Genomic DNA, 17,592 nt, shown 5'->3' with positions numbered 1-17,592 from the left:
CCTCTTTGCGCCTGCGGCTACGCGCGGGCACAGCACACATTCCCTGTTACAGACGGGCGCCGATAGCGCGTTCGATACCTGCTACGTTTACTTCTCATGAGCTTGTCATCATTCCTTCACCCAACCTGCTTAGGTTGAAGGCGTCACCTACGAAGACAGATGAGAAAAGAGGACGCAGGGCAATGGACGAATATCAGGAAGAGCTGCTCGAGTTCCAGGCATACGAACTGGATACCCCGGAACCTGCCGAGGACGCCACCGAGCTTTAGCCGGCCTGCCGCTGACTGCGGCGAAACTCCCCCGGCGTGAGGCCGGTCCAGCGCTTGAATGCGCGCTGGAAAGCCTCTGCCGAAGCAAACCCCAGCAGATAAGCGATTTCGCCGAAAGCCAGCGCCGTGTCACGGATGTAGGTTTCGGCCAGGTCGCGCCGTGTCTCGTTCAGCACGTCGCGAAAGCGCGTGCCTTCCTCAGCCAGCTTGCGCCGCAATGTCCAGGTGGGCAGTTGCAGGCTCTGGGCCACTTCGTCCAGGTCCGGTTCGCGGCCGCCATTGAGTAACGGGCCGAGCAGGTGCGTGATGCGTTCACCCAGGCTGCGTACCCGTGTGCGCTGGAGCAACTCGGCTTCGCAGAGTTGCAGCAGGTGCTGCCAGGTGCTCGGGCAATGCTGCGGGTTGGCTATCTGTAGCGTGGCGCGGCTCAGGCGCAGTTGATTGCCAGCGGCTGCGAACTGCACCGGGGTACAGCACAGCGGCTGATACTGAGTGGCATAGTCGGGCGCTGCAAATTCAATATCCAGCCGTTCGGCCTGCAGCACGGTGCCTGTCAGGTCGCCCAGTTGTGCCAGCCAGCCGGCGAGCAACGAATCGACCACGAAACGGTTGTACGTGTTGTACGGGCTGATGGAGTAGAAGCGCAGCCAGGCGCCCTGGGCATCTTCCTGAAAGCTTGAGTGGCCCCGGTAGTTGGCAGCGTACAGCGGCTCGAAGCGCAGCAAGGTGCGCGCCGCTTCGCCCAGGGTTGGCGCCTGGGCCGCCGTGATGCCCGCCAGGCCGGCATGGGCCAGGCGGCTGAGGCGCCCCATGTGCAGGCCCAGGGCCGGCTCTGAGCAGAGCGTGATGGCGGCATGCCCAAGGTGCATGTAGCGGGGGATCGACAAGCGTGCGCCCGCTTCGGCCAGGCGCGCAGCATCGAGGCCATAGCGCCGCAGCAGGGGCGCTGGGTCATGGCCCAGCGCGCGCACAGCCTCGGCCAATGGCTGGACGAAGCCTACCGACAGGTCACCCAGGCGCACGCGGGGGCGGGCCACGGGGTCACAACCACAGGTTCAGCAGGCGGGCGCCATGGCTAGGGTTGCCCGCCAGCAGTTCGCCCGATTGATGGGCAAAGCCCTGGCCGTCGCCGGCCTGCTCCCAGAACTGCCCGCGCATGAACACGCTCATGCTGCTGACACCTGCGCCAGCCGCCTGGGTCAGGCGCTGCCAGGCGGTTTGCTCGCTTACCTCGCCACGCTGCAAGGCAAGCTCGGCCGCCGCTTGCTGGTGGCGGTTGCCGCGCCAGGGCGCCTGCCAGCTACCTTTGCCGCTGAGGAACACCGGGTTGGCGATCAGTTGGACCGACTGTTGCTCCAGTTGCTGGTGGTTTTCCGGGTACCAGCTGTCACTGCCGATCAGTACACCGAGGCGCCCGGCGGGGGTTTGCAGGACCTGCAGCGGGTGCTGGCGGCCATCATGGATGTAGCGGCGCATTTCGCTGTCTGGGTACTGCTGGCGCTGGGGCTGGCCCAGCAGCGAGCCGTCGCCGGCAAACACCACGCTGCTGTTGTACAGCGGGCCACTGCCGGCGTGCAGCACGCCCTGTTTGACATAAGGGGCAGGGAGCACGATAGAGCCAGCCACCAGGGTTACCCCAAACTCCTTGGCCAGGCCACCGAACAGCTGCTGATAGTCGGCGGCCATCTGCTCGGCCTTCATGCGCAAGTGCGCGTCGGTGCGCCAGTCGTCGGCGTTGGCGCGCAGCATCGCCAGGCCATAGCGCAGCGGGTTGCTCAGCTCCAGCCATTGCAAGGCCTCGCGGCTCTGCGTGACCTGGTACAGCTCGTTCTTTTCGCCGCGCGCCCACAGCCAGGTGCCGATGTGCTCCGGCAACACCACCACCGTGCGTGGGCCAACCAGCCCCTGCATTCGGGCCTGCTGCAGATAGGCCGAGAGCTTGCGGTGCAGGCGCTGCAGGTTCTGGTAGTCACTTGGGTAAAGCAGCGGCTCGACGCCCAGCAGGTTGCCGTGTTCGCCCGGCACGCCATGGTTGAGCGCGAGCTCGATGCGCAGGTCGGACAGGTAATGGCCTTCCGGGCGCTGCTGGGTCCAGAAGCCGTAGCCGCACACGGCGGCGATCATCACCAGCGCCAGGGCGCTTGCCAGGAGTTTTCGCATGAAGCGGTACTGCGCCTTGGAAGTCAGAGTTGTCTAGGGTAGCCGTGCTGTGAGGGAGGATCAATAAGTTGTCAGTTTCGATCATTGAGCCTGTTCAAACGCCTGTTTAATGTCATCGGCAGATAAACGACGGGCCCGCCGGCTGGCGAGGTACCCGCATTCCGTGATCACGCCACATGGGGACCTTCCATGGCTGCCGACCTTTATCCGCACCTGCTCGCACCGCTCGACCTCGGCTTCACCACCTTGCGCAATCGCACCCTGATGGGCTCGATGCACACCGGCCTTGAAGAGCGGCCCGGTGGTTTCGAGCGCATGGCGGCCTATTTTGCCGAGCGCGCCCGGGGTGGCGTCGGCCTGATGGTCACCGGCGGCATCGCGCCTAATGATGAAGGTGGGGTCTATTCTGGCGCCGCCAAGCTCAGCACCGAAGAAGAAGCCGACAAGCACCGCATCGTGACTGACGCGGTACACGCCGCGGGCGGCAAGATCTGCCTGCAGATCCTGCATGCCGGGCGCTACGCCTACAGCCCGCGCCAGGTCGCGCCGAGTGCGATCCAGGCGCCAATCAACCCGTTCAAGCCCAAGGAGCTGGACGAAGCGGGCATCGAGAAGCAGATCGCCGACTTCGTCAATTGCGCCGTACTGGCCCAGCGTGCGGGCTACGATGGCGTCGAGGTAATGGGTTCGGAAGGCTATTTCATCAACCAGTTCCTCGCTGCCCACACCAACCACCGCACCGACCGCTGGGGTGGCAGCTACGCCAACCGCATGCGCTTGGCCGTGGAAATCGTCAGCCGCGTACGTGAGGCCGTGGGCCCGAACTTCATCATCATCTTCCGCCTGTCGATGCTCGATCTGGTCGAGGGTGGCAGCACCTGGGATGAAATCGAGCTGTTGGCCAAAGCCATCGAGCAGGCCGGTGCGACCCTGATCAACACCGGCATCGGTTGGCACGAGGCGCGCATCCCGACCATCGCCACCAAGGTGCCGCGTGCGGCGTTCAGCAAGGTCACCGCCAAGCTGCGGGGGGCGGTGAACATTCCGCTGATCACCACCAACCGCATCAACACCCCGGAAGTGGCCGAGGCGGTGCTCGCCGAAGGCGACGCCGACATGGTCTCCATGGCGAGGCCGTTCCTGGCCGACCCGGACTTCGTCAACAAAGCCGCCGCCGGGCACGCTGATCAAATCAACACCTGCATCGGCTGCAACCAGGCCTGCCTGGACCACACCTTTGGCGGCAAGCTGACCAGTTGTCTGGTCAACCCGCGCGCCTGCCACGAGACTGAGCTCAACTACCTGCCTGTGCGCGCGGTGAAGCGTATTGCCGTGGTCGGTGCAGGCCCAGCCGGCCTGGCGGCCGCCACTGTGGCCGCTGAGCGTGGCCACCAGGTGACGCTGTTCGATGCCGCTGGCGAGATCGGTGGGCAGTTCAACGTGGCCAAGCGGGTGCCGGGCAAGGAAGAGTTCTTCGAGACCCTGCGCTACTTTGCCAACAAGCTCAGCAGCACAGGCGTGGACGTGCGCCTGAACACCCGCGTCGATGTACAGGCGCTGGTGGACGGCGGCTTCGACGAGGTCATCCTGGCCACCGGTATCGCGCCACGCACCCCAGCGATCCCGGGGGTGGAGCACGCCAAGGTGCTCAGCTACCTGGATGTGCTGCTCGAACGCAAGCCGGTCGGCGCGGCCGTCGCGGTGATTGGGGCCGGCGGTATCGGTTTCGATGTGTCCGAATACTTGGTGCATCAGGGTGTGGCCAGCAGCCAGGACCGTGACGCGTTCTGGAAAGAGTGGGGCATCGACACCCAGCTTGAGGCCCGCGGTGGCGTGGCCGGAATCAAGGCCGCGCCGCACGCGCCGGCACGCCAGGTGTTCCTGCTGCAGCGCAAGGCGTCCAAGGTAGGTGACGGTCTGGGCAAGACCACCGGCTGGATCCATCGCGCGGGGCTGAAGAACAAACAGGTGCAGATGCTCAATGGCGTTGAATACCTGAATATCGACGACGCCGGTTTGCACATTCGTGTCGGCGGCGGTGAGCCGCAACTGCTGGCGGTGGACAACGTGGTGATCTGCGCCGGGCAAGAGCCGCTGCGTGAGTTGTACGACGGGCTGGTGACCGCAGGGCAGTCGGTGCATTTGATCGGCGGCGCGGACGTGGCAGCGGAGCTAGATGCCAAGCGGGCGATCAACCAAGGCTCGCGCCTGGCTGCCGAGCTTTGATAGGGCCGGGGGCTGCTTTGCGGCCCCCCGCTGTTTCACTGATAGACTGATGAATCCGCCTCAGGCCCCGATCCATGTCCATCGATTTCTTGAACCTCCCCCTGGCCCCTCTGCACCCCCTGACCCTGCCTTGGCTACAAAGCGCCAACGTCGAAGCTGCCATCTTGCGCCTGGACCTGATCGACCCCCTGATCAGCGGCAACAAGTGGTTCAAGCTGCGCCACCACCTTGCACAAGCCCATGAAGCAGGCGCCCCCGGTCTGATCAGCCTGGGCGGTAGCCACTCCAACCACTTGCACGCCCTGGCCGCCGCCGGCAAACGGTTTGGCTTCGCCACCGCCGGCTTGCTGCGTGGCCATGCCCAGGACACCCCGACGGTGCGTGATCTGCAGACGCTGGGCATGCACGTGCACTGGCTGGGCTATGGTGGCTACCGTGCGCGCCATGAAGCGGGGTTCTGGCAACCCTGGCAGGCACGTTACCCCGGCTGGCACTGCATCCCCGAAGGCGGTGGCGGCATGGCGGGCGCGCAAGGCTGCGGGTTGATCGTCGCGCAGGCGCGTACACAGCTGGCCGGCATCGGTTGGGACGATTACAGCGCCTGGTGGCTGGCCGTGGGTACCGGTACCACGCTGGCTGGCCTGGTGCTGGAAGAGGCCGGCGCGCATGACGTGCACGGCGCGCTGGCGGTGCCAGGCGATCATGGCGTGGCGGAGAATGTGAGCCAACTGGTAGGCGACAGTGGTTATAGGCTGCACGATGCCTGCCGGGGCGGCTTTGCCCGGGTCGACGACGAACTGCTGGGGTTCATCGACGCCTGCGAGCGCAGCACCGGCGTGCCGCTCGAAGCGCTCTACACCGGTAAGGCCTTGCTGGCGCTGCGTGAGCAGGTCGAGGCCGGCGTATTCCCGCCCGGCACCCGCCTGATCGTGCTGCACACCGGTGGCCTGCAAGGCCGACGCGGTTACTTGTAGGGCAGCATGCGCAGCAGCGTGTTGTCGCGTTGCACGTAGTGGTGATACAGCCCGGCCAGCGCATGCAGGCCGATCAGCCAGTAACCCCAGCTGCCGACGCGCTCATGCCAGCCTTTGATGAACTTGGCTTGGTCCGGGTCTGCGCCGATCAGGTGGGGCAGCTCGAGGCCATAGAAGGGTACCGGCTTGTCGGCGGCGCTGAGAATCAGCCAGCCGGCCAGGGGCAGGCCGATCATCAACAGGTACAGTGCCAGGTGCATCAGGTGGGCAAGGCCGGTCTGCCATGCAGGGGGCTTGGGCAGAATGGGCGGGGTGGGGCGGCTCAGGCGTACCGCCAGGCGCAGCCAGACCAGCACGAACACCGTCAGGCCCAGCATGAAGTGCAGGTCCTTCATTAGGTTGCGCTCAGCGCTGTCCTTGGGGAACAGGCCGCGAAACTCGATGCAGGCGTAGACGGCGGCCAGCAGCACCAGCATCAGCCAGTGCAGGGCGATGGACAGGCGCGCGTAATGAGGCGTCGGGGTGAGTGAAACCATGCTTGATCCTCGTCATCAGGTTTAAGGTGGCGCTCTTGCTGGCGCTCACGGGTAACTGTAACTGCTGATTTGAGGGGATGCTTTGCGCTGGGTCGGTGAAAGGTGTTTGGCCGGTGGGGCAGGGCTTGAGGTTTTTAGCGCCTATGAGATCGAGCGCCGCCAGCGCGGCGCTCGATCTTCTGGGCGCCACAAACCTCAAGCCCTGCGCACAAACCCACCTACTCGCTCAGCGCCGGCCAGCCATCGGCCACCAAAAATACCCGCTCTACTTCATGCCAGGCCCCATCGGCCTGCATGTGCAACCTGACCAGCATCTGCGCCGGCGCCTGCTCATCCAACCCCGCCAGCCAAGCCTCGAACTGCTGCACTGTCCAGCACGCCTCGGCCGTGACCCGCGCTGGCGCCAACCAGGCATTGCGCGGCAGGGGCTGCCAACGTTCAGCTGTGGCCCTTGGCCAATCCCGCCGGCGTAACCAACGCCCGCGCAGATGCAGCGGGTTGGCCCCCTCAGGCGGTTCTGCATGCCCAGGCCATGGGTAGAACAGATAACCCGCAAGCCACAGATGCGCTTGCACCTGCTGCACGCCAAGCCCGGCCAGCGCCACACGGCTGTGCGCACCACTAGACATGGGCAACTGATGCCCGGCCAGGTGCGCCAGCTTGCTGCCCAATCGGTCGTAACACCCCGGCCCGAGCCACTGCGCGGGGTCGCGGCCACCGCTGTGGTCCGGCCCCAGGTAAAGCTTGATCGCCAGCTCCAGGTGGTGGGTGCCTTCAGCGTCGCGCAGCAAGATATCCAGCTCGCCCAGCGTGCGCCCACCTTCGCGGATCGCCAGGTTGGCCGCCAGCAGCTCGATACCCGGCGCCTGGCCCAGGGCGAACTGCCACAGGCTTTCGTAGTAAAGCCCCAGGCGCCGGCTGGTCAGCCTCGCCAGCCCGTCACGCAGCGGCTGGTCATCGGCATCCAAGGCCAACAACCAGGCTTTCAGGCGCTGCGGCTCATCGGCCCAGGCACTGCCTGCCAGCGGGTGGCGCTGGGGGCAGGGCGGGGCGCTGAGCAGCGGTGGGGACAGCAGTGTCCAGGCCAGGTCGCGCACGGCAGGGCGGCGCAACTGGCGGGGCAAGTCGTGGAGTTCGGCGAAGGGCATCATCCAGCGAGCATAGCCGGTTTGCCGCTGCCCGGTCGTTTCGCCCATAATCGGCGCATAGTCACCCGCCGCAGAGCCTCGCAGGAGCCCCATGGAGCAATTTCGCAATATCGGTATCATCGGACGCCTTGGCAGCTCACAGGTGCTCGACACCATTCGCCGACTGAAAAAATTCCTCATCGAGCGCCACCTGCATGTGATCCTCGAGGACACCATCGCCGAAGTGCTGCCCGGCCACGGCCTGCAGACGTCCACGCGCAAGCTGCTGGGCGAGGTCTGCGACCTGGTCATCGTCGTTGGTGGTGATGGCAGCCTGCTCGGCGCCGCCCGCGCCTTGGCCCGGCACAACATTCCGGTGCTGGGCATCAACCGCGGCAACCTGGGCTTTCTTACCGATATCCGCCCCGACGAGTTGGAAGAAAAGGTCGCCGAAGTGCTCGACGGTCACTACCTGGTAGAAAACCGCTTCCTGTTGCAGGCTGAAGTGCGCCGGCACCACGAGGCCATCGGCCAAGGCGATGCGCTCAACGATGTGGTCCTGCACCCCGGCAAATCGACGCGGATGATCGAGTTCGAGATCTACATCGATGGCCAGTTCGTCTGCAGCCAGAAGGCCGACGGCCTGATCGTCGCCACCCCGACCGGCTCGACCGCCTATGCGTTGTCGGCGGGCGGCCCGATCATGCACCCCAAGCTCGACGCCATCGTCATCGTGCCGATGTACCCGCATACCCTGTCGGGCCGGCCGATCGTGGTGGACGGCAACAGCGAACTGAAGATCGTCGTGGCCAAGGACCTGCAGATCTATCCGCAGGTCTCCTGTGACGGCCAGAACCACTTCACCTGCGCCCCCGGCGACACCATCACGGTGAGCAAGAAGCCGCAGAAACTGCGCCTGATCCATCCGCTGGACCACAATTACTACGAAGTCTGCCGTACCAAACTCGGCTGGGGCAGCCGCCTTGGCAGCAGGGACGACTGATGCTCGATCCGGCGCGAAGTTTCGACATCATCGGTGACGTGCATGGTTGTGCGCTGACCCTTGAACGCCTGCTCGACGCCCTGGGTTACAAGCGTGTGGCGGGCGTCTGGCGCCACCCACGGCGCCAGGCACTGTTCCTCGGTGACATCGTCGACCGTGGGCCGCGTATCCGCGAGGCCTTGCACATCGTGCACGACATGGTCGAGGCCGGTCAGGCGTTCTGCATCATGGGCAACCATGAGTACAACGCCCTGGGCTGGGTTACCCCGGCCCTGCCCGGCAGCGGCAAGGCCCATGTGCGCGAGCACACGCCACGCCACGCCCGGCTGATCGACGAGACCCTGACCCAGTTCGCCCACCACCCCGGCGACTGGCATGACTTCGTCAACTGGTTCTATGAATTGCCGCTGTTCGTCGACGCCGGGCGCTTCCGCCTGGTGCACGCCTGCTGGGACCCCCGGTTGATCGAGCCGCTACGCCAGCAATACCCGAATGGGCGCATCGACCAACACTTCATCCAGGCCTCGGCCGTGCCCGGCAGTTTCGCCGCCACGGTGTGCAATCGCCTGCTGCGGGGCACCGACATGCGCCTGCCGGACGGGCTGACCCTGACCGGTGGCGATGGCCTGACCCGCGCCTTCTTCCGCACCAAATTCTGGGAAGAAGACCCGCAAACCTATGGCGACATCGTGTTCCAGCCCGATGCCCTGCCCGAGGCAGTCGCCAGCACGCCGCTCAGCCATACCCAGAAGAACGCCTTGCTGCGCTACGCCGAGGACGAACCCTTGCTGTTCGTCGGCCATTACTGGCGCAGCGGCCGCCCGGCGCCGATACGCGACAACCTGGCCTGCCTGGACTACAGCGCCGTGCTCTATGGCAAGCTGGCAGCCTATCGGCTGGATGATGAAACCCGTATCGACCCGCACAAGTTCGTCTGGGTCGACGTCGATCGCCCACAGGCCAATCAATGAACATAATCGAAGTGATGCGCCTGCCGCTGTCGGTCGACCTCAGCGGCTTCGTCCATCTGCTGCAGCGCTTGCAGGTGCCGCACCGGGTCAGCGAAGAAGGCGATGCCCAGGTGCTCTGGGCGCCCGATACCCTGGCCGAAGACGTGCTGCAACTCTACCAGCGCTTCCCGGACGGCAACGCCGACCTTGAGCTTGCCCAGGCGCCAATGGCAGCGGGTTCAACCGCGACTGCCGCCACCCAGCCCTCCCTGAAGGACCAGGCAAAAGCCTGCAAGGTCACCACCGTGATCCTGCTGCTGTGCTTCATCGTCGCGGGCCTCACCAGCCTTGGCGAAAACTTCTCGACCATCGGTTGGTTCACCTTCCTCGATTTCCGCGTACAAGGCGACTACCTGTACTTCACCCCACTGGCCCAAGGCCTCGCCGAGGGCCAATGGTGGCGCCTGGTGTCACCGATGCTGCTGCACTTCGGCGTGCTGCACCTGGCGATGAACAGCCTGTGGTACTGGGAGCTGGGCAAGCGCATCGAACTGCGCCAGGGCCCGTGGCTGTTGCTGGGCCTGACCCTGTTGTTCAGCCTGGTGTCCAACCTGGCCCAGCACTACACCAGCGGCCCGAGCCTGTTCGGCGGCCTGTCTGGCGTGCTCTACGGCTTGCTTGGGCATATCTGGCTGTACCAGTGGCTGGCGCCCAACCCGCACTTCAACCTGCCCAAGGGCGTGCTGGTGATGATGCTCATCTGGCTGGTGGTGTGCCTGACCGGGGTGGTCGGCCAGCTCGGCTTTGGCCAGATCGCCAATGCCGCCCACGTCGGCGGGTTGCTCATCGGATGCCTGACAGGGCTCTTGGGTGGCGGGATGGCCCGGCGTAAACTGTCGGCTTGAATTAGGAGACGCTATGTCCACTTTCGCGCAAATGATCGAAAACATTACCCCCGAAATCTACGAGAGCCTGAAAACGGCCGTGGAGATCGGTAAATGGTCCGATGGCCGCAAGCTCACTGTCGAACAGAAAGAGCTGTCGTTGCAGGCCGTGATCGCCTGGGAGATGCAAAACCTCCCCGAAGATCAGCGCACCGGTTACATGGGCCCGCAGGAATGCGCGTCGAAGTCGGCGCCGATCGCTAACATTCTGTTCAAGTCGGACTCGGTACATTGATCGAACTCGCTCGTGGCTCTTTGAGCAAGATGGCGGTGCGCCTGGAAGCACCGGTCGTGCAATACAGCTTTCGCCTGGGTGAGGAGCAGGTACCGGTCAACCCGTTGATCGGCCAGCGCCTGCGCCTGGAGTACCTCGGCGCCATTCATTGCAGCCATTGCGGCAAGCGCACCAAGACCAGCTTCAGCCAGGGTTACTGCTACCCGTGCATGACCAAGCTGGCCCAGTGCGACATTTGCATCATGGCCCCGGAACGCTGCCACTACGACGCCGGCACCTGCCGCGAGCCGTCCTGGGGCGAGCAGTTCTGCATGACCGACCACGTGGTCTACCTGGCCAACTCGTCGGGGGTCAAGGTCGGCATCACCCGCGCCACCCAACTGCCCACCCGCTGGCTCGACCAGGGTGCCAGCCAGGCCCTGCCGATCATGCGCGTGGCCACCCGCCAGCAATCAGGTCTGGTCGAAGACGTGCTGCGCAGCCAGGTACCCGACCGCACCAACTGGCGTGCACTGCTCAAGGGCGACGCCGAAGTGCTGGACCTGGTCGCCATCCGCGAACAGATCTTCGATGCCTGCGCCGACGGCCTGCGCGAGCTGCAGGCACGCTTTGGCCTGCAGGCGCTGCAGCTGCTGCCGGATGCCGAGGTGGTGCAGATGCGTTACCCGGTCGAGGCCTACCCGACGAAGATCGTCAGCTTCAACCTGGACAAGAACCCGGTGGTGGAAGGCACGCTGCTGGGCATCAAGGGCCAGTACCTGATTTTCGACACCGGCGTGATCAACATTCGCAAGTACACGGCCTACCAGTTGGCCGTGCTCCAGTAAAAAGGACCTGCACATGCGTACCGAACAACCGCAAGTGATCTACCTCAAGGACTACCAGGCGCCCGAGTACCTGATCGACGAGACGCACCTGACCTTCGAGCTGTTCGAGGACCACACCCTGGTCCATGCGCAACTGGTCATGCGCCGCAACCCGGCACGCGGTGCCGGCCTGCCGCCACTGGTGCTCGACGGCCAGCAGCTCGAACTGCTGCGCGCCTCGCTGGACGATCAGGAGTTGCAGCCAAGCGACTACCAGCTTGAAGCCGACAGCCTGACGGTCCACCCCAAGGCCGAGCGCTTCACCCTCGACACCAGCGTGAAGATCCACCCCGAGAGCAACACCGCGCTGGAAGGCCTTTACAAGTCCGGCAAGATGTTCTGCACCCAGTGCGAGGCCGAGGGTTTCCGCAAGATCACCTATTACCTCGACCGCCCGGATGTGATGAGCACCTTCACCACCACGGTGATCGCCGAGCAGCATCGCTACCCGGTGCTGCTGTCCAACGGCAACCCGATCGGCAGCGGGCCGGCTGAAGAGGGCCGGCACTGGGCGACCTGGGAAGACCCGTTCATGAAACCGGCCTACCTGTTCGCCCTGGTGGCCGGTGACCTGTGGTGCGTCGAGGACAGCTTCACGCGCCAGTCGGGCCGCGACGTGACCCTGCGTATCTACGTCGAACCCGAGAACATCGACAAGTGCGACCACGCCATGGTCAGCCTGAAGAAGTCCATGCGCTGGGACGAGGAAGTCTACGGTCGTGAGTATGACCTGGACATCTTCATGATCGTCGCGGTCAATGACTTCAACATGGGCGCCATGGAAAACAAGGGCCTGAACATCTTCAACTCGAGCTGCGTGCTGGCCCGCGCCGAAACCGCCACCGACGCCGCCCACCAGCGGGTCGAAGGCGTGGTCGCCCACGAGTACTTCCACAACTGGTCGGGCAACCGCGTAACTTGCCGCGACTGGTTCCAACTGTCGCTCAAGGAAGGCTTCACGGTGTTCCGCGACGCCGAGTTCAGCGCCGACATGAACTCGCGCACGGTCAAGCGCATCGAGGACGTCGCCTACCTGCGTACCCACCAGTTCGCGGAAGATGCCGGCCCAATGGCCCACCCGGTACGCCCGGACAGTTTCATCGAAATCTCCAACTTCTACACCCTGACCGTGTACGAGAAGGGTGCCGAAGTGGTGCGCATGGTCCGCACCCTGCTGGGCGCCGAGGGCTTCCGCAAGGGCAGCGACCTGTACTTCGAACGCCACGATGGCCAGGCGGTGACCACCGACGACTTCATCAAGGCCATGGAAGATGCCAACGGCGTCGACCTGACACAGTTCAAGCGCTGGTACAGCCAGGCCGGCACGCCGCGCCTTGAGGTGAGCGAAGCCTATGACGCGGGTGCCCAGACCTACAGCCTGACGTTCCGCCAGAGCTGCCCGCAGACGCCGGACAAGGCCGACAAGTTGCCGTTTGTGATCCCGGTCGAACTGGGCCTGCTGGATGCCGAAGGCAACGACCTGCCACTGCGCCTGGCCGGCGAAGCCGCCGCTGCCGGCAGCAGCCGCGTGCTGTCGGTGACCGAGGCCGAGCAGACCTTCACCTTCGAAGGCATCACGGCCAAGCCGCTGCCCTCGCTGCTGCGTGGTTTCAGCGCGCCGGTGAAGCTGAGCTTCCCGTATGACCGCGACCAGCTGATGTTCCTCATGCAGCATGACAGCGACGGCTTCAACCGCTGGGAAGCGGGCCAGCAACTGTCGGTGCAGGTGCTGCAGGAGCTGATTGGCCAGCATCAGCGCGGCGAAGCGCTGAAGCTCGACCAGCGCCTGATCACTGCGCTTGGCACCGTGCTGGGCAACACGTCGCTGGACGCTGCCATGGTCGCCGAGATGCTGTCGCTGCCGGGCGAGGCCTACCTCACCGAGATCAGCCAGGTGGCCGACGTCGATGCCATCCACGCCGCCCGCGAGTTCGCTCGCCAGCAGATCGCCGAGCAGTTGTTCGATGGCCTGTGGGCGCGCTATCAGGCGCACCGCGAGGCCTCGCGCAGCACGGCCTACGTCGCTTCGGCCGAGCACTTCGCCCGCCGCAGCCTGCAGAACATCGCCCTGTCGTACCTGATGCTGAGCGGCAAGCCGCAGGTGCTGGAAGCGACCCTGGAGCAGTTCGACCAGTGCGACAACATGACCGAACGCCTGACGGCCCTGGCGGTACTGGTCAACTCGCCGTTCGAGGCTGAGCGGGCCAAGGCGCTGGCAACCTTCGCCGAGCACTTCAAGGACAACCCGCTGGTCATGGACCAGTGGTTCAGCGTGCAGGCCGCCAGCTCACTGCCGGGCGGGCTGGCGCGGGTCAAGGCACTGATGCAGCACCCGGCGTTCACCCTGAAAAACCCGAACAAGGTGCGCGCGCTGGTTGGTGCCTTTGCCGGGCAGAACCTGGTCAACTTCCATGCGGCGGATGGCTCGGGCTATCGCTTCCTGGCAGACCTGGTGATCGAGCTGAATGCGCTGAACCCGCAGATTGCTTCGCGTCAACTGGCACCGCTGACCCGCTGGCGCAAGTATGACGCTGCGCGTCAGGCGTTGATGAAGGGCGAACTGGAGCGGATCCTCGCTTCTGGGGCGCTGTCCAGTGATGTGTATGAAGTGGTGAGCAAGAGCCTGGCTTGATTGCCAGTGGGGCCGCAAAGCGGCCCCAGCCTTTTATGTGCTTAACAAAACATAACGTCCCGCTCGTTGTATCCGCGCAACGTTCCCCGCTACGATCCCCCCAAGCTATTGCAGGCCTCTACCACAGGCTTTTCGCAGTACCTGCAAGGCATTGACCCACTAAGAAGAACACAACAGGGGACAGTCATGAGGGAGCAGCTGATGGCGCAGCCCAGGCGTGGTGCCTGGCCGCTGGCCGCCGGTGCGATGCTGGCGCTGGCATTGGGAATGTGGACGGGCAGCGTCGAAGCCGCTGCCGCCGACGAATACTCGACCGAATCGGCCAAGGCCAGCCAGAGCCTGCTGATCGACGCCGCCCACGCCGGCAAGCGCCTGGTAGTGGTGGGCGATCGCGGTCATATCCTGTTCTCCGACGACCAGGGCAAGACCTGGACCCAGGCGCGGGTGCCCACCCGGCAACTGCTCACCGCCGTGTTTTTTCTCGACGACAAGCGTGGCTGGGCAGTCGGCCATGATGCGCAGATCCTCGCCAGCACCGACGGCGGCGCGACCTGGAGCAAGCAGTTCGAAGACCTTACCCGTGAAGCCCCGTTGCTCGATGTCACCTTCCTCGACGCCCAGCACGGGTTTGCCGTAGGTGCCTATGGCGCCTTGCTGGAAACCCGCGACGGCGGCCAGCACTGGCAGGACGTCGCCGAGCGGCTGGACAACCCCGACCAGTTTCACCTCAACGGCATCGCCGTGATCAAGGGTGCCGGCCTATTCATTGTCGGCGAGCAGGGCAGCATGTTCCGCTCCAGCGACAACGGCCAGGCCTGGGCCAAGGTCGACGGCCCTTACGAGGGCTCGTTGTTCGGTGTGATCGGCACCGCCCAGCCGCAGACCCTGCTGGCCTACGGCCTGCGCGGCAACCTGTTCCGTTCAACGGACTTCGGTGACAGCTGGCAGCCGATCGCGCTCAAGGCCGCGCGCGGCGCCCTCGAATTCGGCCTGGCAAGCGCTACGCTTGTCGAGGATGGCAGCGTGGTGCTGGTCGGTAACGGCGGCAGTGTGTTGCGCAGCCATGACGACGGGCAAACTTTCAGCGTCTACAACCGCGCCGACCGCATCGCCCTGGCCGGCGTCACTGGCCTGTCCACGGGCGGCTTGCTGCTGGTGGGGCAGGGTGGTGTGCACCTGGCCACCGCCGAAGGTGCCGACCAGGCTGCCGAGGAGCCGCGCCCATGACCAGCAGGGAGAGCATCACCATGCACCCGCATCATCAGGACAAGGCCACGCTGCTCGAACGCCTGATCTTCAATAATCGCCCCGTGGTCATCGCCCTGTGCGTGTTGGTCAGCATTTTCCTGTTCTGGCAGGCCACGCAGATTCGCCCCTCGACCAGCTTCGAAAAAATGATCCCGCTCGAACACCCGTTCATCGAGCAGATGATGGAGCACCGCAACGACCTGGCCAACCTCGGCAATACCGTGCGTATTTCCGTGGAGGCGGTCAACGGCGACATCTTCGACAAGGACTACATGGAGACCCTGCGCCAGATCCATGACGAGGTGTTCTACATCCCCGGTGTCGACCGCGCCGGGCTGAAGTCGCTGTGGAGCCCCAGCGTGCGCTGGACCGAAGTGACCGAAGAAGGCTTCTCGGGTGGCGAGGTGATCCCCAATACCTACAACGGCTCGGCCGAAAGCCTCGACGCGTTGCGCGACAACGTGCTCAAGTCCGGCCAGGTCGGGCGCCTGGTGGGTAACAACTTCAAGTCCACTATCGTTGACGTGCCGCTGCTGGAGAGCTACCCCGACCCGCAGGACCAGGGCAAGCAGGTCAAACTCGACTACCAGCAGTTCTCGCATCAGCTGGAAGAAAAGATCCGCGACAAGTTCCAGGCACAGAACCCCAACGTGAAGATCCATATCGTCGGCTTCGCCAAGAAGGTCGGCGACCTGATTGACGGCCTGGTGATGGTGGTGATGTTCTTCGGTGTGGCCCTGGCCATCACCTGTGTGCTGCTGTACTGGTTTACTTGGTGCATCCGCAGCACCATCGCCGTGCTCATCACCACCCTGGTGGCGGTGGTCTGGCAACTGGGGTTGATGCATGCGGTGGGCTTCGGCCTGGATCCGTATTCGATGCTGGTGCCCTTCCTGATCTTCGCCATCGGCATTTCCCATGGGGTGCAGAAGATCAACGGCATCGCCCTGCAGTCCAGCGACGCCGACAACGCCCTGACTGCGGCCCGGCGCACCTTCCGCCAGCTGTTCCTGCCCGGGATGATCGCCATCCTCGCCGATGCCGTGGGCTTCATCACCTTGCTGATCATCGACATCGGGGTCATCCGCGAGCTGGCCATCGGCGCTTCGATCGGTGTCGCGGTCATCGTCTTTACCAACCTGATCCTGCTGCCGGTGGCGATCTCCTATGTGGGCATCAGCAACAAGGCCGTCGAGCGCAGCAAGAAGGATGCGACCCGTGAACACCCGTTCTGGCGCCTGCTGGCCAACTTCGCCAGTGCCAAGGTGGCGCCGGTGTCGATTGGCCTGGCCTTGGTGATGTTCGCCGGTGGCCTGTGGTACAGCCAGAACCTGAAGATCGGCGACCTCGACCAGGGCGCTCCGGAACTGCGCCCGGACTCACGCTACAACCAGGACAACAACTTCATCATCAGCAACTATTCGACCAGCTCGGACGTGCTGGTGATCATGGTCAAGACGCCGTCGGAAAGCTGCTCGATCCACTCGACAATGGCGCCGATCGACGAGCTGATGTGGACCATGGAGAACACCCCGGGCGTGCAGTCGGCGATCTCGCTGGTGACCGTGTCCAAGCAGGTGATCAAGGGCATGAACGAGGGCAGCCTGAAATGGGAGACCCTGTCGCGCAACCCGGACGTTCTCAACAACTCCATCGCCCGCGCCGACGGCCTGTACAACGCCGACTGCTCGCTGGCGCCGGTGCTGGTGTTCCTCAACGACCACAAGGCCGAGACCCTAGAACGGGTTACCGCCGCCGCCAAGGCCTTTGCCGACAGCCACAACAAGGAAGGCCTGCAGTTTTTGCTGGCAGCCGGCAACGCCGGGATCGAGGCGGCCACCAACGAGGTCATCAAGTCGGCCGAACTGACCATTCTGGTGCTGGTGTACATCTGCGTGGCGGTGATGTGCCTGATCACCTTCCGCTCGTTCGCCGCGACCTTGTGCATCGTCCTGCCGCTGGTGCTGACATCGGTGCTGGGTAATGCACTGATGGCCTACATGGGCATTGGCGTGAAGGTCGCCACCTTGCCGGTAGTGGCCTTGGGCGTGGGCATTGGCGTGGACTACGGCATCTACATCTACAGCCGCCTGGAAAGCTTCCTGCGCGCAGGCCTGCCGTTGCAGGAGGCCTACTACGAAACCCTGCGTTCGACTGGCAAGGCCGTGTTGTTCACGGGGTTGTGCCTGGCCATTGGCGTGTGCACCTGGATCTTCTCGGCGATCAAGTTCCAGGCCGACATGGGCCTGATGCTGACCTTCATGCTGCTGTGGAACATGTTCGGTGCGCTGTGGCTGCTGCCGGCGCTGGCGCGGTTCCTGATCAAGCCCGAGAAGATGGTGGGCAAGGAGGGTGGGTCGATTTTCGCCCACTGATTGCTGTATCTGGGGGCCGCATTGCGGCCCCAGGGTTATAATGCCGG

The 17,592-nt window shown here is 64.5% G+C and carries 14 protein-coding genes; 10 read left to right on the top strand and 4 right to left on the bottom strand.

Annotated elements, in window-relative coordinates; translation table 11 throughout:
* Positions 1-265: 265 nt before the first annotated feature.
* Together PC358_RS13425 and PC358_RS13420 are read right to left on the bottom strand one after the other, a co-directional pair.
* Positions 266-1,306: an AraC family transcriptional regulator gene (locus PC358_RS13425; RefSeq protein WP_033700525.1), complete on the bottom strand. Its 1,041-nt coding sequence runs from the start codon at positions 1,304-1,306 to the stop codon at positions 266-268.
* A 4-nt stretch (positions 1,307-1,310) separates the two neighbouring features.
* Positions 1,311-2,429, bottom strand: a complete 1,119-nt coding sequence (locus tag PC358_RS13420) for a nitrilase-related carbon-nitrogen hydrolase (RefSeq protein ID WP_033700524.1) — start codon at positions 2,427-2,429, stop codon at positions 1,311-1,313.
* A gap of 189 nt (positions 2,430-2,618) precedes the next feature.
* On the opposite strand from PC358_RS13420, the gene PC358_RS13415 reads away from it, so the two are divergent.
* Positions 2,619-4,655 carry an NADPH-dependent 2,4-dienoyl-CoA reductase gene (locus PC358_RS13415; protein ID WP_033700523.1) on the top strand — a complete coding sequence of 679 codons (2,037 nt, stop codon included), beginning with the start codon at positions 2,619-2,621 and terminating at the stop codon, positions 4,653-4,655.
* A 74-nt stretch (positions 4,656-4,729) separates the two neighbouring features.
* A complete protein-coding gene (locus PC358_RS13410) occupies positions 4,730-5,629 on the top strand; it encodes a 1-aminocyclopropane-1-carboxylate deaminase/D-cysteine desulfhydrase (RefSeq protein ID WP_033700522.1) in 900 nt (299 codons plus the stop codon).
* On the opposite strand, the gene PC358_RS13405 is transcribed toward PC358_RS13410, so the two are convergent.
* Both PC358_RS13405 and PC358_RS13400 read right to left on the bottom strand, forming a co-directional pair.
* Positions 5,620-6,165, bottom strand: coding sequence for a cytochrome b (locus PC358_RS13405; RefSeq protein WP_033700521.1), 546 nt, complete (start codon positions 6,163-6,165; stop codon positions 5,620-5,622). The two genes, PC358_RS13410 and PC358_RS13405, sit on opposite strands and share 10 nt — an antisense overlap.
* 218 nt (positions 6,166-6,383) lie before the next feature.
* Entirely contained in the window at positions 6,384-7,361 is a 978-nt protein-coding gene (locus PC358_RS13400) for a DUF1853 family protein (protein ID WP_077068645.1), read from the bottom strand.
* Between the two features lie 43 nt (positions 7,362-7,404).
* Here PC358_RS13400 and PC358_RS13395 point away from each other — a divergent pair, with 43 nt between their 5' ends.
* The 8 genes from PC358_RS13395 (at position 7,405) to PC358_RS13360 (ending at position 17,545) form a co-directional block, all read left to right on the top strand.
* Entirely contained in the window at positions 7,405-8,295 is an 891-nt protein-coding gene (locus PC358_RS13395) for an NAD(+) kinase (protein ID WP_033700519.1), read from the top strand.
* Positions 8,295-9,266 carry a metallophosphoesterase gene (locus tag PC358_RS13390; protein WP_033700518.1) on the top strand — a complete coding sequence of 324 codons (972 nt, stop codon included), beginning with the start codon at positions 8,295-8,297 and terminating at the stop codon, positions 9,264-9,266. Before PC358_RS13395 ends, PC358_RS13390 begins: the two co-directional genes overlap by 1 nt.
* Entirely contained in the window at positions 9,263-10,150 is an 888-nt protein-coding gene (locus PC358_RS13385) for a rhomboid family intramembrane serine protease (RefSeq protein WP_033700517.1), read from the top strand. The genes PC358_RS13390 and PC358_RS13385 overlap by 4 nt, the downstream gene beginning before the upstream one ends.
* A 13-nt stretch (positions 10,151-10,163) precedes the next feature.
* Positions 10,164-10,424, top strand: a complete 261-nt coding sequence (locus PC358_RS13380; protein WP_033700516.1) for a YeaC family protein — start codon at positions 10,164-10,166, stop codon at positions 10,422-10,424.
* On the top strand, positions 10,421-11,251 hold the full coding sequence (locus tag PC358_RS13375; RefSeq protein WP_033700515.1) for a DUF2797 domain-containing protein: 831 nt from the start codon (positions 10,421-10,423) through the stop codon (positions 11,249-11,251). The genes PC358_RS13380 and PC358_RS13375 overlap by 4 nt, the downstream gene beginning before the upstream one ends.
* A gap of 13 nt (positions 11,252-11,264) precedes the next feature.
* A complete protein-coding gene (pepN, locus tag PC358_RS13370; RefSeq protein ID WP_033700514.1) occupies positions 11,265-13,922 on the top strand; it encodes an aminopeptidase N in 2,658 nt (885 codons plus the stop codon).
* Positions 13,923-14,108: 186 nt separating this feature from the next.
* Positions 14,109-15,149, top strand: coding sequence for a WD40/YVTN/BNR-like repeat-containing protein (locus PC358_RS13365; RefSeq protein ID WP_033700513.1), 1,041 nt, complete (start codon positions 14,109-14,111; stop codon positions 15,147-15,149).
* A gap of 20 nt (positions 15,150-15,169) precedes the next feature.
* The gene (locus PC358_RS13360; protein WP_033701489.1) at positions 15,170-17,545 is read left to right on the top strand and encodes an efflux RND transporter permease subunit; all 2,376 of its coding nucleotides are present in this window, start codon (positions 15,170-15,172) and stop codon (positions 17,543-17,545) included.
* The last annotated feature ends 47 nt before the right edge of the window (positions 17,546-17,592 follow it).

The organism is Pseudomonas capeferrum, assembly GCF_000731675.1.
Classification (GTDB): domain Bacteria; phylum Pseudomonadota; class Gammaproteobacteria; order Pseudomonadales; family Pseudomonadaceae; genus Aquipseudomonas; species Aquipseudomonas capeferrum.
Note: the sequence above shows the minus strand (reverse complement) of the source record. Positions and strands in the feature narration are given on the sequence as shown.

Excerpts from the sequence above, each read along its gene's own strand:
- PC358_RS13400 (WP_077068645.1), bottom strand. The coding sequence starts at position 7,361 with ATGGGCGAAACGACCGGGCAGCGGCAAACCGGCTATGCTCGCTGGATG.
- PC358_RS13360 (WP_033701489.1), top strand. The coding sequence starts at position 15,170 with ATGCACCCGCATCATCAGGACAAGGCCACGCTGCTCGAACGCCTGATC.
- PC358_RS13385 (WP_033700517.1), top strand. The coding sequence starts at position 9,263 with ATGAACATAATCGAAGTGATGCGCCTGCCGCTGTCGGTCGACCTCAGC.
- PC358_RS13410 (WP_033700522.1), top strand. The coding sequence starts at position 4,730 with ATGTCCATCGATTTCTTGAACCTCCCCCTGGCCCCTCTGCACCCCCTG.
- PC358_RS13380 (WP_033700516.1), top strand. The coding sequence starts at position 10,164 with ATGTCCACTTTCGCGCAAATGATCGAAAACATTACCCCCGAAATCTAC.
- PC358_RS13390 (WP_033700518.1), top strand. The coding sequence starts at position 8,295 with ATGCTCGATCCGGCGCGAAGTTTCGACATCATCGGTGACGTGCATGGT.
- PC358_RS13415 (WP_033700523.1), top strand. The coding sequence starts at position 2,619 with ATGGCTGCCGACCTTTATCCGCACCTGCTCGCACCGCTCGACCTCGGC.
- PC358_RS13395 (WP_033700519.1), top strand. The coding sequence starts at position 7,405 with ATGGAGCAATTTCGCAATATCGGTATCATCGGACGCCTTGGCAGCTCA.
- pepN (WP_033700514.1), top strand. The coding sequence starts at position 11,265 with ATGCGTACCGAACAACCGCAAGTGATCTACCTCAAGGACTACCAGGCG.
- PC358_RS13365 (WP_033700513.1), top strand. The coding sequence starts at position 14,109 with ATGAGGGAGCAGCTGATGGCGCAGCCCAGGCGTGGTGCCTGGCCGCTG.
- PC358_RS13405 (WP_033700521.1), bottom strand. The coding sequence starts at position 6,165 with ATGGTTTCACTCACCCCGACGCCTCATTACGCGCGCCTGTCCATCGCC.
- PC358_RS13420 (WP_033700524.1), bottom strand. The coding sequence starts at position 2,429 with ATGCGAAAACTCCTGGCAAGCGCCCTGGCGCTGGTGATGATCGCCGCC.